The organism is Klebsiella aerogenes KCTC 2190, from assembly GCF_000215745.1.
GTDB classification, from domain to species: Bacteria; Pseudomonadota; Gammaproteobacteria; order Enterobacterales; family Enterobacteriaceae; genus Klebsiella; species Klebsiella aerogenes.
In genome coordinates, this window is the sequence record NC_015663.1 from 820,460 (window position 1) to 840,468 (window position 20,009).

16 protein-coding genes are annotated in these 20,009 nt (G+C 59.3%); 9 read left to right on the plus strand and 7 right to left on the minus strand.

The window, feature by feature from the left end; all coding sequences use genetic code 11:
- Positions 1-12 precede the first annotated feature (12 nt).
- The 3 genes from EAE_RS03970 to ygjK are packed head-to-tail and all read left to right on the plus strand — an operon-like array spanning position 13 to position 4,887.
- Complete coding sequence (locus tag EAE_RS03970; RefSeq protein ID WP_015369594.1) at positions 13-1,446, plus strand: amino acid permease; 1,434 nt, start codon at positions 13-15, stop codon at positions 1,444-1,446.
- A 13-nt stretch (positions 1,447-1,459) separates the two neighbouring features.
- Positions 1,460-2,518 (plus strand): protein YgjJ, encoded by a 1,059-nt coding sequence (gene ygjJ / locus EAE_RS03975; protein WP_015703555.1) that lies wholly within the window; start codon positions 1,460-1,462, stop codon positions 2,516-2,518.
- 17 nt (positions 2,519-2,535) lie between these two features.
- Positions 2,536-4,887: an alpha-glucosidase gene (gene ygjK, locus EAE_RS03980; RefSeq protein ID WP_015703556.1), complete on the plus strand. Its 2,352-nt coding sequence runs from the start codon at positions 2,536-2,538 to the stop codon at positions 4,885-4,887.
- 82 nt (positions 4,888-4,969) lie between these two features.
- On the opposite strand, the gene lsrG is transcribed toward ygjK, so the two are convergent.
- Genes lsrG through lsrA form a run of 6 tightly spaced genes read right to left on the minus strand, consistent with a single transcriptional unit; the run spans position 4,970 to position 10,682 of the window.
- Positions 4,970-5,266 carry a (4S)-4-hydroxy-5-phosphonooxypentane-2,3-dione isomerase gene (gene lsrG / locus EAE_RS03985; RefSeq protein ID WP_004181386.1) on the minus strand — a complete coding sequence of 99 codons (297 nt, stop codon included), beginning with the start codon at positions 5,264-5,266 and terminating at the stop codon, positions 4,970-4,972.
- Positions 5,263-6,150 carry a 3-hydroxy-5-phosphonooxypentane-2,4-dione thiolase gene (lsrF, locus tag EAE_RS03990; RefSeq protein ID WP_002917724.1) on the minus strand — a complete coding sequence of 296 codons (888 nt, stop codon included), beginning with the start codon at positions 6,148-6,150 and terminating at the stop codon, positions 5,263-5,265. Before lsrF ends, lsrG begins: the two co-directional genes overlap by 4 nt.
- A gap of 11 nt (positions 6,151-6,161) precedes the next feature.
- Positions 6,162-7,163: an autoinducer 2 ABC transporter substrate-binding protein LsrB gene (lsrB, locus tag EAE_RS03995; protein ID WP_004144833.1), complete on the minus strand. Its 1,002-nt coding sequence runs from the start codon at positions 7,161-7,163 to the stop codon at positions 6,162-6,164.
- A 1-nt stretch (position 7,164) separates the two neighbouring features.
- On the minus strand, positions 7,165-8,163 hold the full coding sequence (gene lsrD, locus EAE_RS04000) for an autoinducer 2 ABC transporter permease LsrD (protein ID WP_015703557.1): 999 nt from the start codon (positions 8,161-8,163) through the stop codon (positions 7,165-7,167).
- Positions 8,164-9,198, minus strand: a complete 1,035-nt coding sequence (lsrC, locus tag EAE_RS04005) for an autoinducer 2 ABC transporter permease LsrC (RefSeq protein ID WP_015369589.1) — start codon at positions 9,196-9,198, stop codon at positions 8,164-8,166.
- The gene (gene lsrA, locus EAE_RS04010; protein WP_015703558.1) at positions 9,195-10,682 is read right to left on the minus strand and encodes an autoinducer 2 ABC transporter ATP-binding protein LsrA; all 1,488 of its coding nucleotides are present in this window, start codon (positions 10,680-10,682) and stop codon (positions 9,195-9,197) included. Before lsrA ends, lsrC begins: the two co-directional genes overlap by 4 nt.
- A 218-nt stretch (positions 10,683-10,900) precedes the next feature.
- Here lsrA and lsrR point away from each other — a divergent pair, with 218 nt between their 5' ends.
- From lsrR to EAE_RS04025, 3 genes are all read left to right on the plus strand, one after another.
- Positions 10,901-11,872, plus strand: a complete 972-nt coding sequence (gene lsrR, locus EAE_RS04015) for a transcriptional regulator LsrR (RefSeq protein ID WP_015703559.1) — start codon at positions 10,901-10,903, stop codon at positions 11,870-11,872.
- A gap of 37 nt (positions 11,873-11,909) precedes the next feature.
- The gene (gene lsrK, locus EAE_RS04020) at positions 11,910-13,508 is read left to right on the plus strand and encodes an autoinducer-2 kinase (protein WP_015703560.1); all 1,599 of its coding nucleotides are present in this window, start codon (positions 11,910-11,912) and stop codon (positions 13,506-13,508) included.
- Between the two features lie 181 nt (positions 13,509-13,689).
- Positions 13,690-15,711: an NADPH-dependent 2,4-dienoyl-CoA reductase gene (locus EAE_RS04025; protein WP_015703561.1), complete on the plus strand. Its 2,022-nt coding sequence runs from the start codon at positions 13,690-13,692 to the stop codon at positions 15,709-15,711.
- Between the two features lie 133 nt (positions 15,712-15,844).
- Here the strand turns inward: EAE_RS04025 and rlmG are convergent, their stop codons facing one another.
- Positions 15,845-16,975: a 23S rRNA (guanine(1835)-N(2))-methyltransferase RlmG gene (rlmG, locus tag EAE_RS04030; RefSeq protein ID WP_015703562.1), complete on the minus strand. Its 1,131-nt coding sequence runs from the start codon at positions 16,973-16,975 to the stop codon at positions 15,845-15,847.
- 70 nt (positions 16,976-17,045) lie between these two features.
- Between rlmG and EAE_RS04035 the strand changes: the two genes are divergently transcribed.
- From EAE_RS04035 to EAE_RS04045, 3 genes are all read left to right on the plus strand, one after another.
- On the plus strand, positions 17,046-17,546 hold the full coding sequence (locus tag EAE_RS04035) for a M48 metallopeptidase family protein (protein ID WP_015369584.1): 501 nt from the start codon (positions 17,046-17,048) through the stop codon (positions 17,544-17,546).
- 73 nt (positions 17,547-17,619) lie between these two features.
- Entirely contained in the window at positions 17,620-18,609 is a 990-nt protein-coding gene (locus EAE_RS04040) for a Gfo/Idh/MocA family protein (protein WP_015703563.1), read from the plus strand.
- Between the two features lie 391 nt (positions 18,610-19,000).
- Positions 19,001-19,969 (plus strand): TerC family protein, encoded by a 969-nt coding sequence (locus tag EAE_RS04045; protein WP_015703564.1) that lies wholly within the window; start codon positions 19,001-19,003, stop codon positions 19,967-19,969.
- Positions 19,970-20,009: the final 40 nt, after the last annotated feature.

Here is a 20,009-nt window from a genome sequence, read left to right on the forward strand (position 1 = left end):
TGGAGATGTGTTATGTCTGATACTAAACGTAATACCATCGGCAAGTTCGGCCTGTTATCGCTGACCTTTGCCGCCGTTTACAGTTTCAATAACGTCATCAACAACAATATCGAACTGGGGCTGGCGTCGGCGCCGATGTTCTTCCTCGCTACCCTATTCTACTTCATTCCGTTTTGCCTGATTATCGCCGAGTTCGTGTCACTGAATAAAAACTCCGAGGCCGGGGTTTACGCCTGGGTGAAGAGTTCGCTCGGTGGCCGTTGGGCGTTTATAACCGCCTATACCTACTGGTTCGTAAATCTGTTTTTCTTCACCTCGCTGCTGCCGCGCGTGATCGCCTATGCCTCTTACGCCTTCCTCGGCTACGAATACATTCTGACGCCGTTCGCCACCACCGTGTTGAGCATGGCGCTGTTCGCCTTCTCCACCTGGATCTCCACCAACGGCGCGAAAATGCTGGGGCCTATCACCTCCGTTACCTCATCGCTGATGCTGCTGCTGACGCTCTCCTATATTTTGCTGGCCGGTACCGCGCTGGTGGGCGGCGTGCAGCCAGCGGATCCGATCACCGTCGAGGCGATGATCCCTAACTTCAACTGGGCGTTCCTTGGTATTACCACGTGGATCTTTATGGCGGCGGGCGGCGCGGAATCGGTGGCGGTATACGTCAACGATGTGAAAGGCGGCTCGAAATCCTTCGTCAAAGTGATCATCCTCGCCGGGATCTTCATCGGCGTGCTGTACTCGATCTCCTCCGTGCTGATCAACGTCTTCGTCAGCAGTAAAGAGCTGAAGTTTACCGGCGGATCGGTGCAGGTGTTCCACGGCCTGGCGGCTTACTTTGGCCTGCCGGAAATTCTGATGAACCGCTTCGTCGGCCTCGTTTCGTTTACCGCGATGTTTGGCTCGCTGCTGATGTGGACCGCCACCCCGGTTAAAATTTTCTTCTCGGAAATCCCCTCCGGCATCTTTGGTAAGAAAACCGTCGAGCTCAATGAGAACGGCGTCCCGGCGCGCGCAGCCTGGATCCAGTATCTGATCGTCATTCCGCTGATGATTATCCCGACGCTGGGATCCAACACCGTGCAGGATCTGATGAACACCATCATCAACATGACCGCCGCCGCTTCCATGCTGCCGCCGCTGTTCATCATGCTGGCCTACCTCAACCTGCGCCGCAAGCTCGACCATCTGCCGCGCGATTTCCGCATGGGCTCGCGTACTACCGGCATCGTGGTGGTATCCATGCTGATTGTGATTTTCGCCATCGGTTTCGTCGCCTCAACCTTCCCAACCGGCGGCAACATCCTGACCATCATTTTCTACAACGTCGGCGGGATCGTGATTTTCCTTGGCTTCGCGTGGTGGAAATACAGCAGATACGTCAAAGGATTAACCCAGGAACAACAACAAATAGAAGCGGCTCCGGCTTCCCATACCTCTTAAATACCTTAAAAAAATGAAAACTAACTCTTACTTATACGGGGCACTCGTTGCCCTGGCTTTTTGCGCCCCTGCGGCGGCCGCTGAGACTGTCCATCCGGCCGAGCACGACGATACCAAAACGCCGGAATTAACCACCACCTCCTATCGCTTTTACGGCGAATTGGGAGTTGGCGGATATATGGATTTAGAAGGCGAGGATAAACATAAATACAGCGATGGCACCTATATCGAGGGCGGGCTGGAGGTCAAAAACGGCCACTGGTTCGGGCTGATCTACGGCGAAGCCTGGACGGTACAAGCCGATAGCCAGGGCAATGCCTGGACGCCGGGCCACAGCTGGGGCGGCGTGGAAGGCGGCCTTAACCGCCTCTATGGCGGCTATAAAACCGATAACAACACCGAGATCATGCTCAGCCTGCGCCAGGACTCGTCGCTGGACGACCTGCAGTGGTGGGGCGACTTTACCCCCGATCTGGGTTACGTGATCCCCAATACCCGCGACATCATGTACGCGCTGAAGGTACAAAACCGCAGCGGCGATTTCCGCTATAGCGTCACCGCCACGCCGGCCGGGCATCACGATGAAAGCAAGGCCTGGCTGCACTTCGGCAAATATGACCGCTATGACGATAAGTACACCTATCCGGCGATGATCAACGGCTACGTACAGTACGACATCGTCAAAGACGTCACCTGGATGAACGGCCTTGAAGTGACCGACGGCACCGGGCAGCTATTCCTGACCGGCGTTCTGTCGCCCAATCTGGCCTTCCGCGCCTGGCACCATACCGGCCGCGCCAAAGGGCTGGATGTCCCCGGCAGCGAAACCGGCTTTATGGCCAGCGCCATGTATGAAGCATTAAGCGGGCTCTACTTCTCCACCGCATACAGCTACGCCAAACACCGCCCGGACCACGCCGCTGATGAAACCACCGCGTTTATGCAATTTGGCATCTGGTACGAATACGGCGGCGGGCGTTTCGCCACCGCCGCCGACAGCCGTTTTTACACAAGCAACACCAGCGGCGACCCGAGCGACAAAATTTTCCTGATGCAATACTTCTACTGGTAACAAGGAGCCGAGATACCATGAACCTCACCACTACGCTGACGCCGCTGGCCTGCGCGCTGATGCTGAGTTTTTCCGCCCACGCCGTCACCGCGCAGGCGTTTAAAAACGTCATCGACCGCAGCGGCGCGCCGCAGTATATGCAGGATTTCGACGCCGACGACCACCAGCGCTTCAACCCCTTTTTCGACCTCGGGGCGTGGCACGGCCACCTGCTGCCCGACGGCCCGGCGACCATGGGCGGCTTCCCCGGCCCGGCGCTGCTGACCGAAGAGTACATCAACTTTATGGCCACCAACTTCGATCGCCTGACGGTGTATCAGAACGGCAAAAAGGTCGATTTCACCCTGCAGGCCTGGAGCCTGCCGGGCGCGCTGAAACAAACGCTGACCGCCCCCGGCGTGAAGGTGGAGATGACGCTGCGCTTCGCCAGCGCCCACACTTCACTGCTGGAGACCAAAATCACCAGCAACACTCCGCTGAAGCTGGTGTGGGATGGCGAACTGCTGGAAAAACTGGCCGCCAAAGAGGGTAAAGCGCTATCGAACAAAACCATTGATGAAGCCTTCCCGGACTATCAGCGCCGTCTGAGCGCCACGCCCGACGGCCTGACGGTCAGCTTTGGCAAGGTTCGCGCCGCCTCCGACCTGATGACCTCCGGCGAATCGCAGTATCAGATCCACCGTTCGCTGGCAACCGAGACCCGTATCGACGGCCACCGCTTCACCAGCAGCGCGGAGATCCGCGGCTCCACCACCCTCTACACCACCTATTCGCACCTACTCACTGCGGAGCAAGCGCGGCGGGAAAAAGCGCAGATCCGCGATATTCTGGCGCGGCCGGCTTACTATCTCGCCGCCTCCGAACAGCGCTGGGACGGTTATCTGCAAAAAGGGCTCAGCAACCCCGACGCTACCGCCGAACAGACCCGCGTGGCGGTGAAAGCTATTGAGACGCTCAACGGCAACTGGCGCGCGCCGGGCGGCGCGGTGCATTACCACACCGTCACTCCATCCGTGACTGGCCGCTGGTTCTCCGGCAACCAGACCTGGCCGTGGGATACCTGGAAACAGGCCTACGCCATGGCCCACTTCAACCCGGATATCGCCAAAGAGAATATCCGCGCCGTCTTCTCCTGGCAGATTAAAGCCAATGATAAGGTGCGCCCGCAGGATGCTGGATTTGTGCCCGATCTGATTGCCTGGAACCTGAGCCCCGAGCGCGGCGGCGACGGCGGCAACTGGAACGAACGCAACACCAAGCCAAGCCTCGCGGCCTGGTCGGTGATGGAGGTATATAACGTCACCAAAGATAAAGCGTGGCTGGAAGAGATGTATCCGAAGCTGGTGGCCTATCACGACTGGTGGCTGCGCAATCGCGACCATAACGGTAACGGCGTGCCGGAATATGGCGCGACCCGCGATAAGGCGCACAACACCGCCGACGGCGCCATGCTGTTCACGGTGAAAAAAGGGCAAACCGAGCAGACGCTTTCGGGCCTTCGCGCCTACGAACAGGTGACGGCCAAAGGCGATTACGACAGCCTCGAAATTCCGGCGCAGGTAGCGGCGTCGTGGGAGTCCGGGCGCGACGATGCGGCGGTATTTGGTTTTATCGATAAAGAACAGCTGGATAAATACGTCGCCAACGGCGGCAAACGCAGCGACTGGACGGTGAAATTCGCCGAAAACCGCGACCGCAACGGCAACCTGCTGGGGTATTCGCTGCTTCAGGAGTCGGTCGATCAGGCCAGCTATATGTACAGCGATAACCATTATCTGGCGCAGATGGCGACCATTCTTGGCAAAGCGGAAGAGGCAAAGCGCTATCAGGCGCTGGCGACGAAGCTGGCGGATTATATCAATACCTGCATGTTCGACCCGCAGACTCGCTTCTATTACGACATTCGTATCGAAGAACAACCGCAGGCCAACGGCTGCGCCGGTAAACCGATCGTCGAGCGCGGCAAAGGGCCGGAAGGCTGGTCGCCGCTGTTTAACGGTGCGGCGACGCAGCAACATGCTGACGATGTGGTTTCGGTGATGCTCGACCCGAAAGAGTTCAACACCTTTGTGCCGCTGGGTACCGCCGCGCTGACCAACCCGGCCTTTGGCGCCGATATTTACTGGCGCGGACGGGTGTGGGTGGATCAGTTCTGGTTCGGCCTGAAGGGAATGGAGCGCTACGGTCATCGCGATGAGGCGCTGAAGCTGGCGGACGCCTTCTTCCAGCACGCCAAAGGCTTAACCGCCGATGGCCCTATTCAGGAGAACTACAATCCGCTGACCGGCGCCCAGCAGGGGGCGCCTAACTTCTCGTGGAGCGCGGCGCATTTATATATGTTGTATAACGAGTTTTTCCGTAAGCCCTAGCGTTTTCCCCTCACCCTAACCCTCTCCCCACAGGGGAGAGGGAACCTCACCCTAACCCTCTCCCCACAGGGGAGAGGGAACCTCACACCTGCGGTAACAGGCCGATAAAGCTGCGCTTCTGCCGCGGCTGCGACATCATCTCCTCCAGCTTTTCGACGCAGGCTAAATAGTGCGGCGTCTTCTTATGCGCCAGCACCGCCTCATCGTCTTTATAGGCTTCGTAGATAAAAAAGCGGGTTTTCACCTCGGGATCCTGCAGGACATCAAAGCGCAGGTTGCCTGGTTCCCGCAGCGCGCCCTCATGGTTGGCGCGAAACACCTCGAGAAACTCATCCACCCGCTCGGGTTTAATATTGATCTCCACCAGCGTCACGTTCATTTCAGCTCTCCCTGTTTCTCTTCCTGCCAGAACTGATACGCTTCGCGCGCGTTCAGATTCTCATGCACCACCTTTTTCACCGCCTTCAGCATCGCGCGCGGGGCGCTGGACTGGAAGATATTGCGCCCCATATCCACCCCGGACGCCCCCTGGTCGATCGCCCGCCAGCACATCTCCAGCGCCTCATGCTCCGGCAGTTTTTTACCGCCGGCGATGACGATCGGCACCGGACAGCTGGCGGTAACTTTTTCAAAGCCTTCCTCAACGAAATAGGTCTTCACAAACTGCGCCCCCATTTCGGCGGCAATCCGGCTGGCCAGCGAGAAGTAGCGCGCGTCGCGGGTCATCTCTTTGCCGACGCCGGTAACCGCCAGTACCGGCATACCGTAGCGATTGCCGGCATCCACCAGTTTGATGATGTTATTGATCGACTGATGTTCGTATTCGCTGCCGATATAGACCTGCGCCGCCACCGCGCAAACGTTGAGACGAAGCGCGTCTTCCATCGCCACCGCCACGCATTCGTTAGAGAGTTCGCTCAAAATCGAATTGCCGCCGGAGGCGCGCAGCACCACCGGCTTATTGGTGGCCGCCGGTACCTGGCTGCGCAGTACGCCGCGGGTACACATCAGCACGTCGGTGTCGGCAAATAGCGGCGCAATCGACAGGTCGATACGCTCAAGCCCGGTCGTTGGCCCCTGGAAGTAACCGTGATCGAAGGCCAGCATCACCGTGCGGTTGCTGTGCGGATTAAAGATGCGCGCCAGCCGTGACTGCATGCCCCAATCCAGTGAACCACAGCCTTTCAGGGTATACAGCGTATTCTGCTGCGGGCGATCGATGCCGAAGTCCTTACCCTCTTTGATATCGTCTAAATCAGCCATCTTTTCCTCCGTCAGAAGTCGTAGTTGTTGATGTTCTCTTTGCTGAACACCACGCGCTCCGGCAGCAGCACGATACCGTTGCCCTTCGCCTCATACTGGTAGCCCTGCACGCTATTCGGTTCGACCTTCAGCGAGCCGATATCTTTCACCTCAACGCTGTCGCCGACGTTAAGATCGCCCTTTTTCAACAATCGATCGGCGACGTTAACCGCAATTTTGCCCTGCTGAACCACATCCCACAGGCCGAACGCTTTCACCGTGCCGCGCTCAACGTACGGGCGCATCACGTTCGGAGTACTAAAGCCGACGATCGCCACGCCCTGACGCTTGAGGTTCTCCGCCGCCTGCGCCGCCGCCGGCAGCGCATTGGCATCCGGCGCGATAATGGCGTCGAGATCCGGATACGCTTTTAAGATCCCCTCGGCGGTTTGCAGCGATTTGGTGGCATCGTTATAGCCAAACTGGGTGGTGACGATTTGCCACTGCGGATGCTCTTTTTCGATTTTGGCTTTGGCTTCCTTCACCCACTGGTTCTGGTCGGTCACCGTCGGGCTGGAGTAGAAAAACGCGACTTTGGCGGCAGGTTTGCTGACCTGCTTTTCCGCCATCTCGACCAGCAGGCCGCCGAGCTGCTGCGGCGTGCCCTGGTTGATATAGATGCTGCGGCACTCCGGCTTGGTATCGGAATCCCAGGTCAGGACTTTCACCCCGCGCTGCATCGCCCGCTTCAGCGCCGGACACAGGCCATCCGGCGAGACGGCGGAGACGATAATCGCGTTGTAGCCCTGGTTGACGAAGTTGTTGATAAGCTGTACCTGGCCGGAGACGCTGGGCTCGGTGGGACCGTCATAGGTGACATCCACGCCCAGCGCTTTCCCCGCCTCTTTCGCGCCGTTGCCGCCGCTGGTAAAGAAGCCGACGCCGACCAGCTTAGGAATAAAGGCGATGCGGTCCGCCGCCTGTGCGGTGACTACGCTCATCGCCAGCGCCAGCACGATCAGTTTTAATTTCATTTTATGCTCCGATTGTTTTATGCGAGAAAAGACGCCGCCAGGTCGCGCGCACCCATTCACGGTGCAGGCTCAGCGAACGCCCCATCACCACCACAACCAACAGCGCCCCTGACAGCGCGCTCGACACCTGGTTGGGGATGCCGACCATCTGTAAACCCTGTTGCAGATACCCCACCAGCAATGCCGCCAGCGCGGTACCTAGTATCGATCCCGAGCCGCCGTAAATATTGGCCCCGCCGAGCACCGCCGCGGTCAGCGCCGGCATCAGCAGGTCGCGGCCTAAATCCGAACGCGCCGAGCCGAAATAGGAGACCATCACCAGCGCCGCGACCGCCGAGGCGACGCCAACCAGGCCATACAGCACGTACGGGATGCCGTTCACCGACAGCGCGGCATAGCGCGCGGCGCGCGGGTTTTGCCCGAGCAAAAAGAGGTGGCGGCCAAAGCGCCCGCGATGGGCCAGTAGCCAGAAGAAAAAGGTGATAATCGCGAATAGCACCAGCGGCAGCGGCAGTCCGGCGAGGGTTAAATTGGCGAAGGCGGTGAAGCTATCGGGAAAACCGCCAATCCCCTCGTAACCGGTCGCGCCGGCCATCCCGGAAAGCAACAGCGCGCCGCCGCCGTACAGATATAGCGTACCAAGCGTGATCACCAGCGGGCTGATGCCGGTGTAGTGAATCAGCGCGGCGTTGAATAACCCGCACAGCAGCCCCAAGAGCAACGTCAGCGATACCGCGAGCCACAGCGGCCAGCCCGCCTGGGTCATCACCCCGAGGGCGATGGCGCACAGGCCGATGGTCGAGCCCAACGAAATATCGATCCCGCCGCTGATGATCACCAGCGTCAGCGGCAGCGCGACGATGCCGATGCAGATAAAGTCGCTGGTGCTAAAGAGCAGCATATTGATATCCAGCATGCGCGGATTCAAGGTGCCGAATAGCAGGATTTCCGCGATCAGCAACGCCAGCAGCGCGCTTTCCCAGTTAAGCTTCAGCTTCATTTAAGCCACCTCTTTGCTTTTGCGTTCGGGAAAGCGGGCAACCTGTTTGCTTCCTTTGTTACCTGGCTGAAAACGGCTGTACTTCAGCGCCCGCTGATGGCGGGCCAGCGCCTGACGCAGGCGGCCATCGAGCACCAGCACACCGAGCAGCACCAGGCCGGCGATAAAGTCATTCCACCAGGCGGGAAGGCGGAACAGCACCAGTACGGTGTCAATTTGGGTGAGGAAAAAGGCGCCGAGAAACGCGCCAAGCAGCGTGCCGGTGCCGCCGAGCAGCGAGATCCCGCCCAGCACGCAGGCGGCGATGGCTTTCATCTCCAGGCCGCTGCCGGTCTGATTAGGCACAAAACCAATCTGCGCGGCGAAGACGATCCCGGCGCAGGCCGCCAGCATACCGTTGAGAGTAAAGGCCAGCATCCGCGTGCGGTTGACCGCCACCCCCAGCTGACGCGCGGCGGCGAGGTTATCGCCAACGGCGTAAAAATCACGACCGAATGCGGTGCGCGACAACAGCCAGCCGCCTGCCAGCAGCAGCGCCAGCACCAGCCAGCCCAGCGGCGACACGCCGATAAACGCGGGCTCCGAGAGCGATTTCAGGCTGTCGGGCAAACCCTCGATCCATTTCCCACCGGTCCACAGCAACATCACCCCGCGATACAACCCCAGCGTACCGAGCGTCGCGACGATCGCCGGGATGCGCAGCCCCACCACCAGCAGGCCGTTAAAAGCTCCGGCCAGCGCGCCAATCGCCAGCGCGAAGGCGATAGCCGTCGCCAGCCCGTAACCGTAGTTCAGCGCCACGCCGACGGCGATGGCGCACAGCCCAACGGTCGAACCTACCGACACGTCAATATTGCGGGTCAGCATCACCAGCGTCGCGCCCAATGCCAGCAGGCAGAGGATCTGCGAGCTGGCGAAAATCATCGCCAGGGTCTGCAGGCTGAAATAGGCTGGATTGAGCGCCACCAGCACGACAAAGAGCGCCACGATGGCAAAGAAGGCGCTCAGTTCGCGATTCTTCAGTAACGTTTTCATGCCTGTCCTCCGAAGGCCAGGGTCATCATGCGATCGACGGTCACCGCCTGCCGCGCCAGCTCGCCGCTGTAGCGGCCCTGATGCATCACCAGCACCCGGTCGGCAAGGCCGACGAACTCATCCACATCGGAAGAGATCATCAGCACCGCCACGTTTTGCGCGGCAACGCTTTTTAGCAGTTGATAGATATCGGTGCGGGCGGAGACATCCACGCCGCGCGTCGGCTCATCGACAATCAGCAGTAACGGATTAGCTTCCAGACAGCGCGCCAGCAGCACTTTTTGCTGGTTGCCGCCAGAGAGAGTGCGCACCGGCTGATCGCCATCGGCCAGCTTGATCCCCAGTGCCCGGTGATAGCGTTCAACCACCGCCGCCTCCCGTTTCCCCTGCTGCCACCACGACGGCTGATTGAACATCACCGTGTTCCAGCGCACCGGCGCATCGAGAAACAGCCCCGAGACCTGGCGGTCTTCCGGCAGATAGACCAGCCCGCTGGCCAACCTGGCGCGGGTGCTGTCGCGGCTAATCTCGCGGTTCTCCAGCCAGATTCGCCCGGCGCGCGGTGTACGCAGGCCGTATAAGGTTTCAGCAAATTCGGTGCGCCCGGATCCCACCAACCCGGCCAGACCGACGATCTCTCCGGCGCGGATCTCCAGATTGAGATCGATAAAGCCTTCGCCGGTAAGATCTTCCACCCGCAGCACGGGAAAGTCCTGCGGTTGAGTACGGCGGTTGCCCGGTAGCGACAGCCACAGCTTTTGCGTGTCGCTCAGCGCATGGTCGCGGCTGACCGGCGTCATCGCGTTAATCAGTTGCTCATCGCGGTATGCCGCGGTCTCGCCGCTCAGCACCACCGCGCCGTCGCGCATCACCGAAATATGGCTGGCAAGCTGGCGGATTTCGGGCAATTTGTGTGAGATAAAGACGATCCCAACGTCCAGCGCCTGTAACGCGCGGATCTGGCTAAACAGTCTCTCGGTTTCACCCGGCGTTAAAGAGGCGGTGGGTTCATCCAGGATCAGGATCCTGGCCTCGCGCATCAGCCCGCGCAGGATCTCGACCATCTGTTGATCGGCTACCTCGAGCGTGCTGGCGCTGGCGTCGAGGTTGATCTGGCAGTTCAACTGCTGCAGTTTGTCCTGCAACCGCGCGACGGTATCCGCCCGCTTCGGCAGGCGGAAAAGAATGTTCTCGCGCACGCTGAGGTTGGGAAACAGCATCGGCTCCTGCGGCACCAAATAGATGCCTAACTGATGAGCCAGCGCCGGATTGAGGCGCGCAAACGCGCGTTCGCCGATCGTCAGTTCACCGCTATCCGGCGTTTCGACGCCGGCGATGATCTTCATCAGCGTCGATTTACCCGCGCCGTTGCCGCCCATCAGCGCATGCACCTGGCCCGCGCCTAGCGTGAAATCAATGCCCTTGAGCACCGCAACGCCGGAGAACTGTTTGCAAATCTGGCGAGCTTCAAGCAGTGGCTTCATCATCGCGCCTCGATTGAACAAATGATTTTTAAATTTAATAATGTTCAAAAGCGTAGACGGTGAACTATATTTACAACCGTGCGAAGATCACACTTTGGTGCTTTAGATCATCAGGAAAAAATGGGCCAGCGATGAAAGATCCGTTTTGCCAGTCGGCTCACACTTTCCGATCACGCAATAGCGAACATATGATCTAAATTTTTATAAGAGTTCAATTTATGAGCGAAAAACGCATTACGGAAGAGAACCGCTACGCCGGGCTGGCGTTAGCCGAGGAAGAGCTGGTGGCGCGGGTGGCGTGGTGCTACTACCACGACGGCCTGACGCAAAATGACATCGGCGAGCGTTTGGGGCTGCCGCGGCTGAAGATTTCCCGTCTGCTGGAGAAAGGCCGCCAGTCCGGGGTGATCCGCGTGCAGATCAACTCGCGCTATGAGGGCTGTCTGGCGCTGGAAAGTGAACTCCAGCAGCGTTTTGGCCTCAAGATTGCCCGCGTTCTGCCGGCGCTCAACACCCCGCCGATGAATACCCGGCTGGGTATCGGCGCGGCGCAGTCGCTGATGGGCATTCTGCAACCGGGGCAATTATTGGCAGTCGGTTTCGGCGAAGCCACCATGAGCTGCCTGCAGCATCTCAGCGGCTTTATCGGCTCGCAGCAGGTGCGGCTGGTGACCCTCTCCGGCGGCGTCGGCCCCTATATGACCGGCATCGGCCAGCTTGATGCCGCCTGCAGCGTCAGCATTATTCCGGCGCCGCTGCGGGTCTCTTCGGCGGAGGTCGCCGAGATCCTGCGCTGCGAGTCGAGCGTGCGCGACGTGATGCTGGCGGCGACGGCGGCGGACGCGGCGGTGGTTGGCATTGGCGCCATCGATCAGCGGCGCGACGCCACCATTTTACGCTCCGGCTATATCAGCGAGGGCGAACAGCTGATGTACGCGCGCAAAGGCGCGGTCGGCGATATTTTAGGTTATTTCCTGCAGGCCGACGGCCGGCCGGTAGAAGGACTGGAGATCCATCGGGAACTGCTCGGCATAACCCTTGATGAGCTGGCGCAGCTGCCAACCATTGTCGGCGTCGCCGGGGGAGAACAAAAAGCGCAGGCGATTCATGCCGCTCTGATTGGCAAGCGCATTAATGGCCTGGTAACGGAAGAGACAACAGCACGCGCGGTGCTCGCACTGGCCTCCTGACGGCCTGGCGCCGCGCGACAACAGCGAGGCGCATGTCATGAGTTACCTGTTAGCGTTAGATGCCGGGACCGGCAGCATTCGGGCGATCATTTTCGATCTTAATGGGCGCCAGTTGGCGGTAGGCCAGGCCGAATGGAAACACCTGAGCGTCGATAACGTCCCCGGCTCGATGGAGTTCGACCTTACCACCAACTGGCAGCTGGCCTGCCAGTGCATTCGCCAGGCGCTCGATGCCGCCCGGCTCTCTGCCGCCGATATTCAGTCCGTCGCCTGCTGTTCGATGCGCGAAGGGATCGTCCTCTATGACCGCGACGGCGAGGCCATCTGGGCCTGCGCCAACGTCGATGCCCGCGCCAGCCGCGAAGTGGCGGAGCTTAAGGAGATCCACGACTATCGTTTTGAATCCGAGGTATACGAGGTCTCGGGACAAACCCTGGCGCTTAGCGCCATGCCGCGCCTGCTGTGGCTGGCGCACCACCGCCCCGATATCTACCGCAAAGCGGCAACCATCACCATGATCAGCGACTGGCTGGCGGCGAAGCTATCCGGCGAGCTGGCGGTCGACCCGTCAAACGCCGGCACCACCGGCATGCTCGACCTGTTCAGCCGCGACTGGCGTCCGGCGCTGCTGGATATGGCCGGGCTGCGCGCCGATATGCTGTCGCCGGTCAAAGAGACCGGTACCCTGCTGGGCGCCGTCACCGAAACGGCGGCACAGCAGAGCGGCCTGCGCGCCGGGACGCCGGTAGTGATGGGCGGCGGCGACGTCCAGCTCGGCTGCCTGGGCCTTGGGGTGGTGCGCGCCGGGCAAACTGCAGTACTCGGCGGCACTTTCTGGCAGCAGGTGGTCAACCTGCCGCAGGTGCGTACCGATCCGCAGATGAATATTCGCGTTAATCCTCATGTCATTCCCGGCATGGCGCAGGCGGAATCGATCAGCTTCTTTACCGGGCTGACCATGCGCTGGTTCCGCGACGCCTTCTGCGCTGAAGAAAAACTGATTGCCGAGCGGCTCGGCGTTGATGCCTATTCACTACTGGAAGAGATGGCCAGCCGCGTGCCAGCCGGTTCCCATGGCGTGATGCCTATTTTTTCCGACGCCATGCACTTTAAGCAGTGGTACCACGCCGCGCCGTCGTTTATTAACCTCTCCATCGATCCGGAGAAGTGCAACAAAGCGACCCTGTTCCGCGCGCTGGAGGAGAACGCGGCGATTGTCTCCGCCTGCAACCTGGCGCAGATTTCACAGTTCTCCGGGGTGACATTCGAGAGCCTGGTGTTTGCCGGCGGCGGCTCTAAAGGCGCGCTGTGGAGCCAGATCCTCAGCGACGTCATCGGCCTGCCGGTGCGGGTGCCGGTCGTCCGCGAAGCCACCGCTCTGGGCTGCGCCATCGCCGCCGGAACCGGCGCCGGACTGTATGGCGATATGGCCAGTACAGGAGAACGGTTAGTGAGCTGGCACCGCGAGTTCACCCCAAATCCGCAGCATCGCGAGCTGTATCAGGAGATGATGAGCAAGTGGCAGACGGTGTACGCCGATCAGCTTGGCCTTGTCGATAGCGGGCTGACAACATCGATGTGGCAGGCACCGGGCCTGGAGCGCCGCCAGCGCGTAGCGTCTTCCCCGTCACCCTAACCACCAGTACCGATCCGCCTTTCCCCCTCTCCCTTTGGGAGAGGGCCGGGGTGAGGGACAACGATTTCCGTTCTTTGAATCCCATCACAATCACCGCACTCCCCTTTTCCCTTTTTCTCCGCGACGGCTAAATTAGTAACTCATCCGACCACATAACAATAATTTTACATTGGAAGCCACTATGAGCCGCTATCCGTCGCTTTTCGCCCCGCTTGAGCTGGGCTTCACAACGCTCAAAAACCGCGTGTTGATGGGCTCAATGCACACCGGGCTGGAAGAGCTGCCGGACGGCGCGCAGCGGCTGGCGGCCTTTTACGCCGAACGCGCCCGTCACGGCGTGGCGCTGATCGTCACCGGCGGCATCGCTCCGGCGCCCTCTGGCGTCACCATGGCCGGCGGTGCGGTACTCAACGATGCCAGCCATCTGGCGCACCATCGCCATATTACCGACGCGGTACATCAGGAAGGCGGCAAAATCGCCCTGCAGATCCTGCACACCGGGCGCTACAGCTACCAGCCCGCGCTAGTGGCCCCTTCGGCGCTACAGGCGCCGATTAACCGTTTTACACCACATGAACTGAGCCACGATGAGATCCTGACGCTGATCGATGATTTTGCCCACTGCGCCCAACTGGCGCGTGAAGCGGGATATGACGGCGTCGAAGTGATGGGTTCAGAAGGCTATCTGATTAACGAATTTCTCGCCGCGCGCACCAACCAGCGCGACGACCAATGGGGCGGCGATTATGTCAGGCGCATGCGTTTCGCCGTAGAGGTGGTTAAGGCGGTACGCCAGCGCGCCGGTCACGATTTCATTATCATCTACCGTCTGTCGATGCTCGATCTGGTCAACGACGGCAGCACGCTGACGGAAGTCACCGAACTGGCCACAGCGATTGAAGCGGCGGGAGCGACAATTATCAACACCGGGATTGGCTGGCACGAAGCGCGCATTCCGACCATCGCCACGCCGGTACCGCGCGGAGCTTTCAGCTGGGTCACCCGCGAGCTGAAGGGCGCGGTGTCGATCCCGTTGATCACCACCAACCGCATCAACGATCCGCAGGTCGCGGAGGATATTCTCGCCCGCGGCGATGCCGATATGGTATCGATGGCCCGCCCGTTCCTCGCCGACGCCGAATTTATGTCGAAAGCGCAGCGCGATCGCGCCAGGGAGATCAATACCTGCATCGGTTGCAACCAGGCGTGTCTCGATCGGATCTTCGCCGGCAAAGTCACCTCTTGTCTGGTCAACCCGCGCGCCTGTCATGAAACCCTGATGCCGGTCCTGCCTGCCAACGCGCCTAAACGGCTGGCGGTCGTCGGCGCCGGGCCGGCCGGTCTGGCCTTCTCCGTTAACGCCGCCGCCCGCGGTCATCATGTCACGTTGTTCGATGCGCTCCCGGAGATCGGCGGCCAGTTTAATATCGCCAAACAGATCCCCGGCAAAGAGGAGTTTCACGAGACGTTGCGTTACTACCGCACCATGCTCGATCTTCATGGTGTCGATCTACGCCTGAACACCCGCGTCACGACAGACGATCTGCTGGCGTTCGATGAGACGATCCTCGCCACCGGTATCGCCCCGCGCCTGCCGGCGATCGCCGGGATCGATCATCCTAAAGTGCTGAGCTACCTTGATGTCTTGCGCGATAAAGCGCCGGTTGGCGCGAAGGTGGCGATTATCGGCTGCGGCGGCATCGGCTTCGACACCGCGATGTATTTAAGCCAGTCGGGCGCGGCCACCAGCCTGGATATCGGCGAGTTCTGCCGCGAATGGGGTATCGATACCAGCCTGCAAACGGCGGGAGGGCTGAGTCCTGAGGGCCCACAGCTGAGTAAAAGCCCGCGACAGATTGTGATGCTACAGCGCAAAGCCAGCAAACCGGGCGAAGGGCTCGGCAAAACCACCGGTTGGATCCACCGCGCGACGCTGCTGGCGCGCGGCGTGAAAATGATCCCGGCGGTCAGCTATGAAAAGATCGATGATGAAGGGTTACATGTCACTATCGGCGGCGAGCGCCAACTGTTGGCGGTCGATCAGGTGGTGATCTGCGCCGGTCAGGAACCGCGCCGCGAGCTGGCGGATCCGCTGCGCGCGGCGGGGAAAACGGTGCATCTCATCGGCGGTTGCGACGTGGCGGCGGAGCTGGATGCGCGTCGGGCGATTGCCCAGGGCACAAAACTGGCGCTGGCGATTTAGCCGTGTCCCGGGGGCGGCGCGATGCGCCTTCCCCGGGCTACCACGATAATCCCGAACGGTTGCCCGGCTAAGGCGACAGTCGGTAGCCCGGCTAAGGCGACAGCCGCAAGCCGGGGGGAAACAACAACAAGAATCAGCGCTGCTTACGCACCTTCGTTGCTTTCAAAATGACAAACTTATTGTTCGTCGCAATCGTCGTGCAATTACCAAAAGCGCGCTTCAGCTTACGGAAGTAATCGAGGTGGCGGTTGCCGACGACGTACAGCTCGCCGCCGTATTTCAGGCTGCGGCGGGCATCGTTAAACATCTGCCAGGCGATATGGTCGGTAATAGCGTGTTGCTGATGGAACGGCGGATTACACAGAATCGCCGTAAAGCGGTCGGGCTCAATGCCGGAGAGCGAGTTGTTGACCATGAATTCACAGCGTGCGATATCTTCCGGCAGGTTGCGCTCGACGTTCAAACGGCTGGAAGCCACCGCCATGTGCGACTCATCGGTGAACATCACGCTGGCTTTTGGATTTTGCGCCAGCGCCTGCAGGCCAATCACCCCATTGCCGCAGCCGAGATCGGCGATCTCGCCTTCTAAATCAGACGGTAAGTGCTGAAGGAAGAAACGCGCGCCGATGTCCAGGCCGCTGCGGGCAAAAACGTTGGCGTGGTTATGGATGGTCCACGGCGTACCGTCCAGCTTCCAGCTGTAGGTTTGCGGCGCATCGGCAAGCTTGGGGGCCGTGAAAACGCAGTGGATCAGACGCGCTTTTTTCCACGCCAGCGAGGTGGTGGTAGTGCCGAGGATTTTTTCAAACAGCGCCAGCGTCGAGTTGTGCACATCTCGGGCTTTCGCCGCGGCGATAATGCGGGTTTCCGGCGTCACCACTTCGCGCAGCGCGCGCAGTTGCTGTTCCAGCAGCGCCAGCTGTTTTGGCACCTTAATCAGCACCAGCGCCGGCGCGGCCGGCAGCGGGCTCAGGCTATCCTGAAAGCGCACGCTCTCTTCATCGATACCGTTCATCCGCAGGTTGTGGCGGGTCGCCAGCTCGGAAATAAAGGAGTCGTTGATGCTGACCGGGTTGCGCTCCGCCAGCGCGCAGGAGAGCGCGCCGAAGCCGTCGTTGAAGATGAGCGTCAGGCCGTCGACGTCATTCACCTGTTGCAGCAGATATTCATCCGCCGCTTCCCATGCCTGAAGCGCTTCTTCTTCAGCGTTAGGTGGGAACCGCTCTAATGTGAATAACTCACCGTTTAACTCTACCTGGCTCATCGCCCCTCCGAAATGCTAAAATTCGCGCGTGTTATCGCTCAATTCTCCGGAGAAGTAAACTTTTTTCACCATGAACACGCTACCTTACCTTCAGGGCTACCCCGAATCGCTGCTGTCGCAGGTGACCACCTTAATCGAGCAAGACCGTCTCGGCGAGGTGCTGCAAAAGCGCTATCCGCAGGGGCATGATGTCAACAGTGATAAGGCGTTATATCAATACACCCAGGATCTGAAGGCCCGCTATCTGCGCGGGGCGGCGCCAATCAATAAGGTGATGTACGACAGTAAAATCCACGTGCTGAAGAACGCGCTTGGTCTGCATACCGCCATTTCCCGCGTTCAGGGAGGCAAACTGAAAGCCAAAGCGGAAATCCGCGTAGCGACGGTGTTTCGCGACGCGCCGGAAGCGTTTCTGCGCATGATCGTGGTTCATGAACTGGCGCACTTAAAAGAGAAGGATCACAACAAAGCCTTCTATCAGCTGTGCTGTCATATGGAGCCGCAGTATCACCAGTTAGAGTTCGATACCCGCCTGTGGCTGACGCACCTTTCGTTAAACCGTTCTGCGTGATAGCGCACTCGTTTTGTCATCATGGCGTGCTAGAGTGACGAAAGGTCCCCTTTAACGGAGTTCGTCAACGTTTATGATACGTTTCGCAGTTGTTGGCACAAACTGGATTACTAAGCAGTTTGTCGATGCCGCCCATGAAACCGGTAAATTTAAACTCACCGCGATTTATTCCCGCAGCCTTGAACAGGCGCAAGCTTTCGCTAATGACTACCCGGTCGAGCATCTGTTTACCTCGCTCGATGAACTGGCGCAGAGCCCTGACGTTGACGCGGTCTATATTGCCAGCCCGAACTCGCTACACTTCCCGCAAACCCGCCTGTTCCTGAGCCATAAAAAGCACGTGATTTGCGAAAAGCCGCTGGCATCGAACCTGCAAGAGGTTGAAGCGGCGATTGCCGTGGCTAAAGAAAACAACGTGGTGCTGTTTGAAGCCTTCAAAACCGCCAGCCTGCCCAACTTCCTGCTGCTGCGCGAAGCGCTCGATAAAGTGGGCAAATTACGTAAAGCCTTCATCAACTACTGTCAGTACTCTTCGCGTTATCAGCGCTATCTCGACGGCGAAAACCCGAATACTTTCAACCCGGCCTTTTCCAATGGCTCGATTATGGATATCGGTTTTTACTGCCTCGCCTCAGCGGTCGCGCTGTGGGGCGAACCGCAAGCGGTCCATGCCAGCGCCAGCCTGCTGGCAAGCGGTGTTGATGGCCAGGGCACGGTAGTGCTGAGTTACGGCGATTTCGATGTCACCCTGCACCACTCGAAGGTCAGCGACTCCACTATCCCTAGCGAAATCCAGGGCGAAGAGGGCGCGCTGGTGATTGAGAAAATCTCCGAATGTCAGAAGGTGGCCTTTATTCCACGCGGCGGAAAAGCGCAGGATCTCACCCAGCCTCAGCACATCAATACTATGCTGTATGAAGCGGAAGCGTTCGCGCGGCTGGTGGAAGCCAACGATGTCGATCATCCCGGGCTTGAGGTCAGCCGCATTACGGCAAAACTGCTTAGCGAAATCCGTCGCCAGACCGGCGTGGTCTTCCCGGCGGATACTCAACCTATACCCTAAATAATTCAAGTTGCAGGAAGGCGGCAAGTGCGCGAATCCCCAGGAGCATAGATAACTATGTGACTGGGGTGAACGCACGCAGCCAACGCACCTGCAGCTTGAAGTATGACGGGTATAGCGTAAAGGAGTGTAAATGGGCCCTCGACCTCAATTGACGCCCTTTATAACTTGTAATACTTTGTTACGTGCAAAGGGGAGTAACTTCCTGGCCGGTCGATCGTCATTACGATGCGTGCAAAACCGCATCCGGTCGCCGGGCAACAAGATCAAGGATCCATGTCCGCTCTTGTTGTAAGTGAGACCTTGCCGGAAGGCGAGGTCTATGCATAAAAGCGCAGCGGCTGCCGTCTTCCGACGACAGCCGTTTTGTTTTTATGTAAGGAATAACGCAATGAATAGTGTCGGCACGCCGTTGTTATGGGGCGGATTCGCTGTAGTCGTGGTCATCATGCTGGCGATCGATTTACTGCTTCAGGGAAGGCGCGGTGCGCATACCATGACCATGAAGCAGGCCGCCGGTTGGTCCATCCTGTGGGTCACCCTCTCCCTGCTGTTTAACGCCGCTTTCTGGTGGTATTTGGTGCAAACGCAGGGCCGCGCCGTCGCCGATCCGCAGGCGTTAGCCTTCCTCACCGGTTATCTGATCGAAAAATCACTGGCGGTCGATAACGTCTTCGTCTGGCTAATGCTCTTTGGCTACTTTGCCGTGCCGCCAGCGCTACAGCGCCGGGTACTGGTGTATGGCGTCCTCGGGGCGATTGTCCTGCGTACCATTATGATCTTCACCGGCAGCTGGCTGATTTCGCAGTTCGAATGGCTACTGTACGTGTTCGGCGCGTTCCTGCTGTTTACCGGGGTGAAAATGGCGCTGGCGAAAGAAGATGATTCCGGGATCGGCGATAAGCCGCTGGTGCGTTGGATCCGCGGCCATCTACGGATGACGGATAAAATCGAGAGCGAGCGCTTCTTCACCCGTAAAAATGGCGTACTGTTCGCCACGCCGCTGCTGCTGGTGCTGATCCTGGTTGAGCTGAGCGACGTGATTTTCGCCGTTGATAGCATCCCGGCGATTTTCGCGGTGACCACCGACCCGTTTATCGTGCTGACCTCTAACCTGTTTGCGATTCTCGGCCTGCGTGCGATGTATTTCCTGTTGGCGGGCGTCGCCGAACGCTTCTCGATGCTGAAATATGGTCTGTCGGTGATCCTGGTGTTTATCGGTATCAAGATGCTAATCGTCGATTTCTACCACATTCCGATCGCCGTTTCCCTCGGCGTGGTGGGCGGTATCCTGGCGGCGACGCTGCTGATTAACGCCTGGGTGAACAAACAGAACGATAAGAAGAAACAGCTGCAATAACCCCCTGTTCCCGGCCAGATATCGCGTATCTGGCCGGGAT